Raw genomic sequence first — 12,215 nt, 5'->3', positions numbered from 1 at the left:
TAGGTTCCAATGCAACACCTTGAAACGGGTAAGGCGTTGCGATGAGGAAGTACAAGCATCTGAGCGCGGAAGAACGCTCGGTCATCGTGATTGAACATAGAAACGGCAGCAGCACGAGAGCGATCGCACTACGGCTCGGGCGAAGTGCCTCGACGGTTTCCCGCGAACTCGCACGCAACGGCGATACGGCGACGCACTACGATGCGACGCGGCGGCATCGACGTACCGTGCTCGTCGTCAAGGATGCCGCCGGCGGCGCAAGCTGTTCGCTGGCAGCGCACTGTATCGACATGTGCATCACCGGCTGGTCTATTGGCGCTGGTCGCCGCAGCAGATTGCTGCCAGACTTCGCCGTATGCATCCCGACGATCCTGACCAGCGCGCCAGCCACGAAACGATTTACGCTGCGATATACGCTCATCCGCGAGGCGGACTCAAGCAGGCGATGATCGAAGCATTGCGCCAGCGATACATCATCTTTCAGCCATTTATGATTAATTCCAGTATCTCGCATTCCTCCACATACACACGCGCAAAATCCAGCCCATGGACTTTCCAATCGCAATGAGCACGCATAATTCGCTTTGCTATGGTCTGAGTATTCCCGGTCGGTGCTTTCACTCCAGCTGACCCGCCCCCTTCCAAAACACCAGACAGCCGCGACTTCAACGGCAGTTGCCGACCATGAACCGCAGCCGCACCGAGAAGCCTCTTTCCCCAGGCCGAGCAAGCTTAAAAGTCAGCGACCACGCTACCCAAAAACCCGAGTCCACACCGCGCGAAGGCGTCGTGCGCGGTCTTCGAGGAGATAGGAGGCGGCCAGCGTCAAGAGACCCGAAATCGCGCCCGTCACGATGTGTTCGACATATGGGATACGGTAATGACTCGCGTGCGAGTACGCGTCGCCCACCGTTGTCAGGATGCCGACGATCAGCGCATTGCCGTATCGGTGCGTGTAGAGTTTCGCCGCGGGTGTGAAAGTCAGAAGCACAGCCAGGAGGCCGGTGAACAAGCCTGTTTGAAATGCAATGGCCCAGTGGGCGGCGCTCATGATGTTTCCCCAGCTACCCGGCATGCAGGTCATGCACGCACTGGTCGGCTGCCAGAAACGCTGGACAAACAGTCTGGCGCGGTGCTTCCACTCGGTTGACATGATGCGTTCCCGTCAATGCCGGCCATGCCGCCGTCCCGGCCGGCGCCACGCGGATCGTTGAATCGGCATCCGGATCATCTGACGAACCGACCGTCATCGCGGATCGACCAATTGTGCGCCATGGCGGCCGGGCCGTCACCCGGACATAGGGGAATACTACTCCACGACAACACGGCCGCTGAAACGACGGAGACCGGTACGCGTCGCGCCGAAATGACGGCGATCATGCGGCTCATCTTCACACACCCGGCAGACAGAAAGACGGTTCTTCGTGGATTTCCCCGGGCGTCGCTTGCGGACCCGTTTGAGCCAATCGACGTGGCTGCATCGGAGTCTACGTTCAAGCGAGCTTCGGTCGTTCACGACCTGTATAGGCGTGATGTACGATTGCGATGAATAGTGCGCGCGATAGATGTCGCCGCCCTCACAATTTTCTACGGGAATCTGAGAGTGACCTACTGTGTAGGCCTATGGACGGACCGGGGCGTCTTTATCGCCGCGGACAGCGGTTTTAGCTCTGCATCGCCGTCAATCGACTCTGCCGACAGCGAAACCACAACGGTGTTTGGGGAGCGGCAGGGTGATGTTGGGAAAAAGCCTTGGAGATTCGTATTCGAAAAAGGTATGAAAGTGGCTGTCGGGGCCGATACAGTAACGGGCTTCGCCGGCGATGTCCGCACCGCGCGTGCGCTAATCGACGCGTATGGAGAAGCTCGTGCATTGAAGCTCGATGCACGAAAAGCCGTGAGCGAGGCGTTGATTAGCGTCACCCCTTGCGAGACCGATGCAGATGTGCTTTTCGCCTTCTACGAGTCCGAGAGACCTTGCCTTCTGCATGTCAACGTCGCTACGTCAACGATTGAGGAGGTGAGCGGGTTAATCCAGCTTGGAAGCACATTGCCCTCTGGGCAGCATGAATGGACCACCGGGCTCGTTTCAAGCCTGCAAAACGTGTTGAACCGACTCGGCTCGCATCCGCTGCATGTAGAGCGAATCTTCTCTCAATTGGTCGCTGCATTGCAGAGCTACGGTGTGCACGACTATTTACCTCAACACGGCGTAGGAGGCGCCTTCATTGCAGCTTGGGTAACTCCAGATGGAGTGCGCTGGCAAGGCGATCACCTGTACGTCATTCATGGCGAGATCCCAAGCTTCGACGACATAATGTGTGCCACGATGATTCGCGAGGAGGCCCTTTGCCTTGTGAACAATCAGATTAGTGGGACCAAAGTCATAACCAGTCGGCGTCCGCTAGAAAGTGACGTTGACGCGAGGGCGCGGGCGAAACTTGCAGCAAGCAACGCGGAGGGCTCTTGGGATAATGCCCAATTCGACTACTTCGTCTCGATCAACAAGAGCAGGCATATAGTCACCGTGTTGGAGATGCGTCGCGAACAGCATCATGGACTGTTATCGCTTCATGCGCCAAACATGGAAAACAGTATCGGTATCGTCTGGTCAGAGGCGTTTGTCAACCTTGCGAACAAAATAGAGGGCGTGGAGGAACCAAGCCCGGAATACATGACGGTGAAGTTTCTGCCGTTCAGGGAAGCCAGCGAAGAACTGCGAGCCGCGAGAGAACAGTTTGCGTGGGAACAGTTCGTTGATTGGCGTCGTGACAAGGGCTAGAGCCGAGGCGAACGTGAATTTCTATTGTCTGGAGTGTTGTCTTAACTAAGACAACACTCCATTGAGGTAGCTATGACGTCTCCGCAATACGGTCGGCTACCAGTTCGTGACGGATGTTGCTACGGAAGCCGACATCCGCAAGCGAGATTGACTGGCAGCTAGTGGCCGAACGCGGCCGGCCACCGCCCTACAACACGCGACCGGCACAGATCGACCCTGAAGAGACGGTCCGGTTTGCCGGAAGCGGCCATTCAACACTACACTTGGCCTATGACTTACCTTCCCCTATCGAGCTTTCTTTCGATCCCGCTTTGTCATGGATGGCTCCGCTCAAATCGAAAAAATCGTGGAAGATTCGTTTGGCCTTTGGATTACGGGTCTTTTCAGCGCGATCAGCGGCAATTCGCCGGGGATGGCCTTCCATAGCCATAGAGAAGCATTCTTTCGAGTCGTCGAGCATCTGCTGCAGACCGGAAGGATCAAGTTCATTGCCCCGGGCGCGGATTGCTATGTCTCACCCGAGCATCCGAATCCTCGGTTTACGATCAACGATCACGAAGCGCAGTGGCACGCTTCGCCTGACGAAATCGTCTCCTACCTCCGAGACAGGTGGCCGAAGGCTGCATGCCATGAGCACGATCTGTTACTGCTCGATTACTTCTACAGCATCCCCGCAGTGATATGGGTTGGCGCCGATGGCACCTTGGTGGCATCTTGATCGGAGCGATCGCGGCAATTATTCGAGAAGCTGACCTAAGCCGGATTGATGACGATCTAGGCGGGGATGCCGTATGTCAGAAACTGGCCGACCACCGACATTCCTCCCGCACATCCACCCCGAAGAACCAAAAAAAAAACCGGCAAAGCCGGGCGAATCAGATTGAGAACACAAGGAGAATCCCGCCCACCCCACACCGGGCGGTCACGCCGCGCTACACGACGTTCTTTTCGACGATCGGCCGGTTTTCCAGCACACGCTCCCAGCCGAGCGACGACAGGTCGAGCGATTGATACCGCCCGCCGAGAATGAGTTCACTGACCCCGCGCCCGGTCGCGGGCCCTTGCTGCAACCCGTGCCCGCTATACCCGTTTGCGAACACGACATTGTCGAGCTCGGGGTGATATCCGATGATCGCGTTGTGATCGAACACGTTGTACTCGTAGTACCCGGACCAGCAGTTCTCCACGCGCAGCGCCTCGAACTCCGGCACGCGATTCGCGAGCGTCGGCCAGATCACTTCATCGAACAGATCATGATCGACCTCGTCGAGCGGCAGATCGTCGGGATCGCGATCCGGGCTCGGCGACGTCCCGCAGATATACGTGCGCCCTTCCGGCCGGAAATACACGCCGGTCGGATCGATCAGCAGCGGACAATCGGTGAGCTTCGCCGGCGACGACACGTTGAAGATGCTGCGACGCCGCGCATACACCGGAATGTCGATACCCATCATCGACGACAACGTGCGCGTCCACGCGCCCGCCGCATTGACGAGCGTGTCGCACGCATAACGCTCGCCGTCGCTCGTCACAACATGCGTGACCTTGCGGCCGTCGCGCACGACGCCGGTCACGTCGGCCGCCACATAGCGCGCACCGAGCGCCTGCGCCTTCTTGCGCAACGCCTGCACGAGCCCATACCCGTCGAACCACCCTTCGCCGCTCGCGCCATACGCGCCCGACACGAGATCGTCGACGTTCAGCCACGGAAACTTCGCACGCAGCGCGTCGCGATCCATCAGCCGGATATCGGCGCCGAGCTTCGTCTGCAGCGCATGGTTCTCGCGCAGCGTCGCATCGCCTGCCGGCGTCGCGAGGAACAGGTAACCGCCTTCATGCAGATCGATCGACGGCCGCGTGCCGTCGACCTCGAGCCGCTCGCCGATGTTGCGCAGGAACTCGATACCGAACAGCGACATCTGGATCGACAGCGGTGTCGAGAACTGCTGGCGGATCGACGCGGCCGACAACGCCGACGACGACTTCGCGTAGGTCGGATCGCGTTCGATGACGGTCACGGAAACCGTCGGATCGGTGGCACGCAGAAAATAAGCGATCGAGCTGCCGATCACACCACCGCCGACGATGACGACTTGAGAACTCACGACTGACTCCAGTTGCTCGTAAAAAGACGCGGCCCGCTCGGCCGCGCGTGAAGATTGTTCGTGCCGCGTCGCGCGGCGCACCTCGGCGGCCGGGGGATTCGCCGCGAGGTGCGCCGCGATCGCGCTCGATCGCTTCGGCTATTTCAGCACGTCCGGCATTGCAGCGAAAGTCCGCGCGCGTCGGCCATTTCAGGTATTCAGTCCGCCGTCTGCGTCGTGACTGGCTGCCACGCGGCGTTCTTCACTTCATACAGCGTCGAGCTCGGATTCTTCAGGTCGCCCGTGTTCGTGAACGCGATCGTGCCGGTGATGCCATCGTAGCGCGTGCTCTTCAGCGCACCGTTGAAATCGGCCGGCCTCGTCGAATTCGCCTTCTGCATCGCATTGATCGCGATCCACGTCGCGTCGTACGCGAACGGCGCATATGCGAGCATGTCCACGCCGTACTTCTGCCTGAATTTCGTCTCGAACTGCTTGCCCTTCGCCAGGCGCGCGAGCGGCTGCCCGTATTCCCACACGGCCGCACCTTCGGCGGCGCTGCCGGCGAGCTTGATGAAATTCGCGTTCATCACGCCGCCGCCGGCGAGGAACTGCGCGCGAATGCCGAGCTGGCGCATGCGCTTGACCAGCATCGCCGATTGCGCATCGAGGCCGCCGAAGAACACGAGGTCCGCGTTCGTGCTCTTGATCTTCGTGAGCTGCGCGCTGAAGTCGACGGCCTTGTCGTTCGTGAATTCGCGCGCGACGATCGTACCGCCGCTCGCTTTCGCCGCCTTCTCGAATTCGTCGGCCTCGCCCTGGCCGAACGCGGTGCGGTCGTCGATGATCGCAATGCGCTTTGCCTTGGTCACGCTCGCCGCATACGCGCCTGCATTGCCGGCGTTCTGCGCGTCGGTGGCGATCACGCGATAAACGGTGCCGAGCCCCGCGCGCGTGATGTCGGGATTGGTGGCCGACGGCGTGATCATCGGAATGCCGGCCTTCGCATAGATCTTCGATGCGGGCAGCGTCGTGCCCGAGTTGAAGTGGCCGATCACGACGGCCACCTGCGCGTCGGCCAGTTGCTGCGCAGCCTGCACGCCGATGCGCGGATCGCTCTGGTCGTCCTGCGACGCGACGACGAATTTCACCGGCTTGCCGCCGATCGTCGTACGCGCGGCGTTTGCCTCGTCGACGGCCATTCGCACGCCGTTCTCGATGTCCTTGCCGTACGCGGCGCCGCCGCCCGTGAGCGGCACGGCCACGCCGACCTTCACGACCGTCTCCTGCGCGTAGGCGGCGCCCGTCTGGAACGCGAAGATCGCGGCGGTCAGGGCCATGCCGGAAAGCGAACGAATGCGGAACGTCATCGGCCAATCCTTCTTCTGTGGGTCGATATGCGACGCGCGACCATCGCGCGCCGGCGACCTCCCGCGTGCCGGTGTCGATCACGGCGGCTCCGTCTCCGGGGAACCTGTCAGCGCGAAAGAGGTGCACCGATTGTGGGTAGCCAATACGCGTGCAGCAAACGAATTATCGGAACTACGTTGTGAGGAATTGTCATCAACTGGCGACGCAATCGACGGTGCGCGGCCCGCGCGACGGCGGGCCGGCACGCAAAGCGTCATGCGGGATGCGCGCAAACGCCGTTGCAGCAAGGGCGCGCGGGGTAATGCCGATGCAGAATCATCGCTGTATCAGGCGGCGCAACGGCGCCACGCGGTCCGGCCGCACGCATCGCGCGCTACGGTCAATGGCGGTCGCGCCCGATGTGGGTATCGGTGCCCGTATGGTGGCGCACCGCGTCTGCCGCCTCGCCCGCCTTCTCCTGCAACTTGCCGGCCTGCTGTTCGGCCACGCCTTCGGCCTCCGTCGCGCGGTCGCCCGTCACCTTGCCGAGCGCTTCCTTGACCGAACCCTTCACTTGTTTGAGCTTCCCTTCGATGCGATTCCTGTCCATGGTCGTCTCCTGCGATGAGTTGGGGAGAGAGCCGGCGGCACGGCAGCGTGCGCCGCACCGCCGAGCGGACAGGATCGCAGCCGCGCGCCGGGCGCGGCAGATGCGGATGCACCACCCGGGATGGTGCATTCGCCCCGGTAGCACGATGTGGCAGTGTCGCAGCGTCAGTCGCCGGCGTTTTTGTCGGTGCCTTTTTCGCCGCGCGCGACGTTCGGCTCGGCCGCTCCGACAATCCCGCGCTCGCGCGCCCACACGATCGCCTCGCCGCGACTGTGCACGTCGAGCTTCGCGTAGATCGTCGCGACGTGATTGCGCACGGTATTCGGCGCGAGCCCGAGCCGGCCGGCGATCTCCTTGTCGGCGAGGCCGTGACACAGCAGGTCGAACACGTCGCGCTCGCGCGCGGTGAGGTCCGACAGTTGCGCACCCGCATCGGGCGCATTCGCGCGGCGCACGTTCGCGAGTTTTTCGATCAGCGTGCGGCTGAACCACGACGCGTCCTGCATCGCCGTCTCGATCGCATAGACGAGCTCCATCTCGGTACGCTTGCGATCGCTGATGTCGAGCAGCGCGATCAGCAGGCAATCCTGGCCGTGGATCGCGACCGGCTCGGCCGACACGACGCAATCGCGCACGTCGCCTTCGCGCGTGCGGATCTGCACGTCGGCGCTGCGCACGTTGCCGTCGCGCGCGATCTGGTTGTCGATCTGCTGTCGCGCGCCGCGCTCGGCCCACAGTCCGATCTCGTCGGCGGACTTGCCGAGCAGGTCGTCGCGCGAATGGCCGGTCATCCCGACGAACGCATCGTTTACGTCGAGCAGCGCGAAGCCGTCCGCCGTGACGATCGCGGTCGCGACCGGCGCCATCCGGAACGCCTTGGCAAAGCGCTCCTCGCTCTGCCGCAGCGCAAGCTCGGCCTGCTTCCGCGGTTCGAGATCGGTGAACGTGAACAGCATGCACGCCTCGCCGTTCATGTCGATCGGCTGCCCCGCAACGACAACCGCATTCGGGCTGCCGTCCGCGCGCTTAAGCACGGCCTCCATCTGCGGGATCGTCGCGCCGTCGCCGAGGCGCTCGATCGCGAGTTCGCGTCGCTCCGCCTGTTCGAGCACGTCGATCTCGTACACGGAGCGGCCGAGCACGTCGTCGCGCGTGTGGCCGGTCATGTCGAGAAACCCTTGGTTGACCTTCACGTAACGCAAGTCGTCGAGCCGGCAGATCACAGCCGGCGCCGGGTTCGCGTTGAACGTGCGCTCGAACCGGTCTTCGGCGCTCGCCCATTCCGTCGCGTCGTGCAGCACGAGCGCGAGGCAGTCGGGCTCGCCGGCCGCGTTCGTCAGCACGAGGCTGCGAATCCGGTGAACCCAGCTCACGTTCTCGTCGGCGGCCGACTCGACTTCGACCGTCACGTCGCTGAACTCCTCGCCCGCGATCACGCGGTCCATCGGATAGTGGCCGTCGCGCACAGGATGGTTGTTCCGGTAGCGTAGCCGGAAGCGCTCGCGATACTCGGTGACGTCCGCGCCGAGCGCTTCGAGTTCGGTCACGCCGTGCATCGCTAGCGCGGCCTCGTTCGCCCAGACGATGCGCTGGTCCGGTTCGATCAGGATCACGCCTTCGGTGAGCCCCGCGATGATCTGGTGCAGCTGGCGCCGGTCGGTATGCGACTTCAGCACCTGTTCGTTTACTCGTTCGTCCATTGTTGGGTGGTCCACGTCGTCTGCATGGTTGCCGATTCGGTTGCATTCGCGCGGCGGCACGCCTGGCGCGATCGATCGGGCGCCGCCGCGCACGCGCACGCGCGAATGCACTATGCGCAATAGTACATTCGCGTGTAGTTCAGCTTCGGTGCGATACCCCGCCGAGCCGCGCACGGCACCGCCCGCCCCGCTCTCGCGTGCGCCACGCGGGATGCTGTCGCATTTCCCGTTCCCGCGCCGCCGTTCCGTCCCCGTGCAAACGCACTAGCTCATCCGGTGAATTTGCGCGATGTGCGCGTGCATTCGTGCCGGTACGCTGGTACTGCATCGGCGCTCATGCGCTGCCCATCCATACCGCAGAGGAGGATCACCTGATGAAGCTGCATCAGACACCCGATCCGACGCGGCCCGAGCCGGCCCCGGACAATCCGCCCGAGCCTTCGCCGGGCACGGATCCCCCGGTGCCGCTGCCGCCCGACGTGCCGCGCCCGGACATGCCGCCGCGCGAGCCCGGCTACGACACGCCGATCGCACGGTAGCGTGCGCCGCGCTTCGCATTCGTCGATTCATCCACCCATCAAGCCAATCGAAGGAGAACATCAATGAACAAGACCTCGCACCTTTCGACGCTACTCGCCGCGAGCGCGGCTTTCCTGCTCGCGGCCGCACCGCTCACGAACGTGCACGCGCAGACACAGGCATCGTCGACCGATACCACGATGAAGTCGGATTCGGATCAGCCGGTGACCGACACGTGGATCACGACCAAAGTGAAGAGCGAACTCGCGACCACCAAGGGCGTGAAGAGCACCGACATCAGCGTGAAGACGGTGGACGGCGTCGTCACGCTGACGGGCGTGCTGCCGTCGAAGACCGCCGTAAAGAAGGCCGTTGCCGTCACGCGCTCGATCAAGGGCGTGAAGCATGTCGATTCGTCCGGCCTGAAAGCCAAGGCATGAGCTGTCACGCGGCCCAGCGCCGCGCTTTTCTCCCCTAACTCCAGGAGCACACCATGAACGAGGACAAGATCAAGGGTCAATGGAAGCAGCTGACCGGCAAGCTGAAGGCCAAGTGGGGCAAGCTCACCGACGACGACCTGACCGTCGCCGAAGGCAACCGCGACTACCTGGTCGGCAAGATCCAGGAGCGTTACGGGATCGCCCGCGACGAAGCCGAGCGCCAACTGAGGGACTTCGATCGCGAGCTGTAACGCACCGGTCGTCTCATCCCGCCGCGACGCATCCCGCGTCGCGGCCACGCGGAGGACAACGGCATGGGCAAGTATCTGATCGCATGGCTGCTCGGCGTACCGATCGGCGTGCTGGTGCTGTTCTATCTGGTCACGCACCTGTTCTGACGACGTGGCGCCCATCCAGCGCAAACGGGCCGATGGCTGTTTTCAGCCATCGGCCCGTTTCTATTCGCTCACGCGCCGCGCGTTACTTCGCCGCGTTCGCCGTCATCTTGAAGATGCCCTGCGCATTGCCCGCATCGAAACGCAGGTCCGTCACCCAGCGGCGCGTCGCCTGATCGAACGTGCGGCGGCGCGTGATGAACTCGTAGAACGAGCCCGGCACGTTGCGCTTGACCGTGCCGCCGTCGCGCGTGCGGAACTCGCGCTCGACGATGTCCGCGCGGTACGCGGTCTGGAACACGCGGCCCGAACGCGAGCGCTCGACTTCCGGCTTCATCGGCCGGCCTTTCGCCTTCTCGTCATCGGACAATTTGAACACGTCGGCCACACGATCGGTCGCATGATTGAATGCGTTGCCTTCGGTCGCGATCCACGCCATCTCCGCCGATTCGAGCAGCAGCGTCTCGTAGTCGAGCTCGTTCGGCACGTCGTGCTGCCGCGCGAACGCGCCGACGATCTCCGGCAGCAGCGCATGCGCGGCGTCGAGCGGCAGCCAGCCTTCGCGCTCGATCTCCCACAACAGCGCGACCGCCGCCGGCGACAGCGGATCGCGCGACGCACTGACGACGTTCGTCACGGCCTGCTGGAATTCCTTCGAGAAGCGCTCCGGATGCAGTTCGCTGACGAAGAACTGCGCGATCTCGTCCGGCGCATCCTCGTGCGCGTATGCGCGGCCCGTCATGCCGAGCTTGTCGAGCGGATAGCGGCCGTTCAGGCGAAACCCGAGCGGACGCAGGATCCGCGTGAACGCGGCTTCGCCGGGCGGCAGCGCACCCGTGTGCGGCCAGCGCACCGTGCGCAGCGCGCCGTGGTCGAAGTACACCGAGCCGCCGTTTGCGATCGCGTCGGCCGTGTACGCGCGGCCGTTCGCCGAGCGCTCGAGCAACCCTTCGAACAGCGCCATGTTCATCGCCTGCGCGATCTCCGCGCGCGTGACGACGCCGGTTTCCCACTCGTCGAGGATGGACGGCATGTTCAGGGTCGCGAACAGGGCGTCGGTCTTCGCCCGTCCCAGCAGCTTCGTCAGCAAGCTCTCGATATTCGGATTGCGCATCAGGATTCTCGTGTTCGGGGACTGCCGGAAAAAGGCGCCGGCAATTCGGATGGCCGGCCGCCAAGCGGGCGCGTGGCCTTGCGTGGGATGCATTATTCAAAGGGTTGCAGCGACGCGTAAAGCGAGATTAAATTGACACGTGATGAGTTTTTGGAATTATTGACGTACTTCGCACCCGCCCGCCCGTCCGTTTCGCGCGGGCCCGTTCGTCAGACGATACGAGCACCATGCGCAAATTCAAGATTCCCAACATGGGTGCGCTCGTGGCTTTCGAAGCCGCGGCGCGCCACGAGAGCTTTACGCACGCGGCGAAAGAGCTGTTCCTGACCGAAAGCGCGGTGTCGCGGCAGATCGCGACACTCGAAGCGAGCCTCGGCGTGCGGCTGTTCGCGCGCGTGAAGCAGCGCGTCGTGCTGACGCGCGCCGGCAAGCTGTACGGCACGCAGGTGCGGCGCGCGCTGGAGGCGCTCGACCGCGACACGCTGTCGATCATCGCGCACGGCAGCGGCGGCGGCTATCTGGAACTCGCGGTGTTGCCGACCTTCGCATCGCACTGGCTGATCCCGCGCATCAAGAGTTTCTACGACCGCACGCCGGACGTGCGCGTCAACATGGGCAGCCGCACCGACCTGTTCTCGTTCGAAGATACGCACTTCGAGGCCGCGATCCACTACGGCAAGCCGACGTGGCCGGGCACGTCGTCCGACTATCTGTTCGGCGAGGAAGTGGTGCCGATCTGCTCGCCCGCGTTGCTGAACGGGCCCGTCGAGCGCGTCGAGGACTTGCTCGCGTATCCGCTGCTGCACTCGACCACGCGCCCGGGCGCGTGGGCGCAATGGTTCGAGACGCACGGCGTCGACGACATCCGCACGATGCAGGGCGTGCGCTACGAACTGCACACGATGCTGATCAGCGCGGCCGCGGCCGGGCTCGGCATCGCGCTCGTGCCGAAGTTTTTCGTCGAGGAACAGTTGCAGCAACTCGGCCTCGTCGTGCCGTGCGACGCGGCAACCGTCGGCGATTCGGCGTACTACCTCGTGTATCCGACGGAGTTCAGCCACAGCAAGCCGCTGGAGCTGTTTCGCGGCTGGCTGCTCGAGCAGGCGAGCGCGTATGCGGCGCCTGCTCCCGATGCGCACGAACGCGACGACGAAGACGACGAAGACATCGAGTGACCGCACCGTGGTGGGGCCGTCAACGCGCGGCGGCCCGCATCCGCGC

General features: G+C 63.2%; 12 protein-coding genes and 1 pseudogene. 7 read left to right on the top strand and 6 right to left on the bottom strand.

Translation table 11 applies throughout. The features are described from left to right. Positions 1–41 precede the first annotated feature (41 nt). A pseudogene (locus tag WK25_RS30690) lies at positions 42–466 on the top strand (transposase); the annotation flags it as partial. Positions 467–751: 285 nt separating this feature from the next. On the opposite strand, the gene WK25_RS20660 reads toward WK25_RS30690, so the two are convergent. Continuing rightward, complete coding sequence (locus WK25_RS20660; RefSeq protein ID WP_040139128.1) at positions 752–1,153, bottom strand: hypothetical protein; 402 nt, start codon at positions 1,151–1,153, stop codon at positions 752–754. Between the two features lie 624 nt (positions 1,154–1,777). Here WK25_RS20660 and WK25_RS20655 point away from each other — a divergent pair. Continuing rightward, positions 1,778–2,782: a hypothetical protein gene (locus WK25_RS20655; RefSeq protein WP_059546192.1), complete on the top strand. Its 1,005-nt coding sequence runs from the start codon at positions 1,778–1,780 to the stop codon at positions 2,780–2,782. A gap of 316 nt (positions 2,783–3,098) precedes the next feature. Further along, the gene (locus WK25_RS20650; protein WP_059546190.1) at positions 3,099–3,500 is read left to right on the top strand and encodes a hypothetical protein; all 402 of its coding nucleotides are present in this window, start codon (positions 3,099–3,101) and stop codon (positions 3,498–3,500) included. Between the two features lie 214 nt (positions 3,501–3,714). Here WK25_RS20650 and WK25_RS20645 read toward each other — a convergent pair whose 3' ends face one another. The 4 genes from WK25_RS20645 to WK25_RS20630 form a co-directional block, all read right to left on the bottom strand. Then, complete coding sequence (locus WK25_RS20645; RefSeq protein WP_040139125.1) at positions 3,715–4,887, bottom strand: NAD(P)/FAD-dependent oxidoreductase; 1,173 nt, start codon at positions 4,885–4,887, stop codon at positions 3,715–3,717. A gap of 197 nt (positions 4,888–5,084) precedes the next feature. Further along, positions 5,085–6,236, bottom strand: a complete 1,152-nt coding sequence (locus WK25_RS20640; protein WP_059546186.1) for a branched-chain amino acid ABC transporter substrate-binding protein — start codon at positions 6,234–6,236, stop codon at positions 5,085–5,087. Positions 6,237–6,616: 380 nt separating this feature from the next. Further along, a complete protein-coding gene (locus WK25_RS20635) occupies positions 6,617–6,826 on the bottom strand; it encodes a CsbD family protein (RefSeq protein ID WP_040139123.1) in 210 nt (69 codons plus the stop codon). A gap of 164 nt (positions 6,827–6,990) precedes the next feature. Next, a complete protein-coding gene (locus WK25_RS20630) occupies positions 6,991–8,526 on the bottom strand; it encodes a helix-turn-helix transcriptional regulator (RefSeq protein ID WP_059546184.1) in 1,536 nt (511 codons plus the stop codon). Between the two features lie 374 nt (positions 8,527–8,900). Here WK25_RS20630 and WK25_RS31790 point away from each other — a divergent pair, with 374 nt between their 5' ends. The 3 genes from WK25_RS31790 (at position 8,901) to WK25_RS20615 (ending at position 9,736) form a co-directional block, all read left to right on the top strand. Continuing rightward, positions 8,901–9,065: a hypothetical protein gene (locus tag WK25_RS31790; RefSeq protein ID WP_167357956.1), complete on the top strand. Its 165-nt coding sequence runs from the start codon at positions 8,901–8,903 to the stop codon at positions 9,063–9,065. A gap of 63 nt (positions 9,066–9,128) precedes the next feature. Next, the gene (locus WK25_RS20620) at positions 9,129–9,485 is read left to right on the top strand and encodes a BON domain-containing protein (protein ID WP_040139120.1); all 357 of its coding nucleotides are present in this window, start codon (positions 9,129–9,131) and stop codon (positions 9,483–9,485) included. 53 nt (positions 9,486–9,538) lie between these two features. Further along, complete coding sequence (locus tag WK25_RS20615) at positions 9,539–9,736, top strand: CsbD family protein (protein WP_040139119.1); 198 nt, start codon at positions 9,539–9,541, stop codon at positions 9,734–9,736. A 229-nt stretch (positions 9,737–9,965) separates the two neighbouring features. Here the strand turns inward: WK25_RS20615 and WK25_RS20610 are convergent, their stop codons facing one another. After that, positions 9,966–10,994 carry a DUF1338 domain-containing protein gene (locus tag WK25_RS20610; protein WP_069242605.1) on the bottom strand — a complete coding sequence of 343 codons (1,029 nt, stop codon included), beginning with the start codon at positions 10,992–10,994 and terminating at the stop codon, positions 9,966–9,968. A 227-nt stretch (positions 10,995–11,221) separates the two neighbouring features. Between WK25_RS20610 and WK25_RS20605 the strand changes: the two genes are divergently transcribed. Beyond that, complete coding sequence (locus tag WK25_RS20605; RefSeq protein ID WP_040139117.1) at positions 11,222–12,169, top strand: LysR family transcriptional regulator; 948 nt, start codon at positions 11,222–11,224, stop codon at positions 12,167–12,169. The last annotated feature ends 46 nt before the right edge of the window (positions 12,170–12,215 follow it).

It is taken from the genome of Burkholderia latens (assembly GCF_001718795.1).
Classification (GTDB): domain Bacteria; phylum Pseudomonadota; class Gammaproteobacteria; order Burkholderiales; family Burkholderiaceae; genus Burkholderia; species Burkholderia latens_A.
This window is presented reverse-complemented; position numbering and strand designations above follow the sequence as displayed.

Coding starts and splice junctions, on each gene's coding strand:
- WK25_RS20660 (WP_040139128.1), bottom strand. CDS start 1,153: ATGTCAACCGAGTGGAAGCACCGCGCCAGACTGTTTGTCCAGCGTTTC.
- WK25_RS20655 (WP_059546192.1), top strand. CDS start 1,778: ATGAAAGTGGCTGTCGGGGCCGATACAGTAACGGGCTTCGCCGGCGAT.
- WK25_RS20650 (WP_059546190.1), top strand. CDS start 3,099: ATGGATGGCTCCGCTCAAATCGAAAAAATCGTGGAAGATTCGTTTGGC.
- WK25_RS20640 (WP_059546186.1), bottom strand. CDS start 6,236: ATGACGTTCCGCATTCGTTCGCTTTCCGGCATGGCCCTGACCGCCGCG.
- WK25_RS20635 (WP_040139123.1), bottom strand. CDS start 6,826: ATGGACAGGAATCGCATCGAAGGGAAGCTCAAACAAGTGAAGGGTTCG.
- WK25_RS20630 (WP_059546184.1), bottom strand. CDS start 8,526: ATGGACGAACGAGTAAACGAACAGGTGCTGAAGTCGCATACCGACCGG.
- WK25_RS31790 (WP_167357956.1), top strand. CDS start 8,901: ATGAAGCTGCATCAGACACCCGATCCGACGCGGCCCGAGCCGGCCCCG.
- WK25_RS20620 (WP_040139120.1), top strand. CDS start 9,129: ATGAACAAGACCTCGCACCTTTCGACGCTACTCGCCGCGAGCGCGGCT.
- WK25_RS20615 (WP_040139119.1), top strand. CDS start 9,539: ATGAACGAGGACAAGATCAAGGGTCAATGGAAGCAGCTGACCGGCAAG.
- WK25_RS20610 (WP_069242605.1), bottom strand. CDS start 10,994: ATGCGCAATCCGAATATCGAGAGCTTGCTGACGAAGCTGCTGGGACGG.
- WK25_RS20605 (WP_040139117.1), top strand. CDS start 11,222: ATGCGCAAATTCAAGATTCCCAACATGGGTGCGCTCGTGGCTTTCGAA.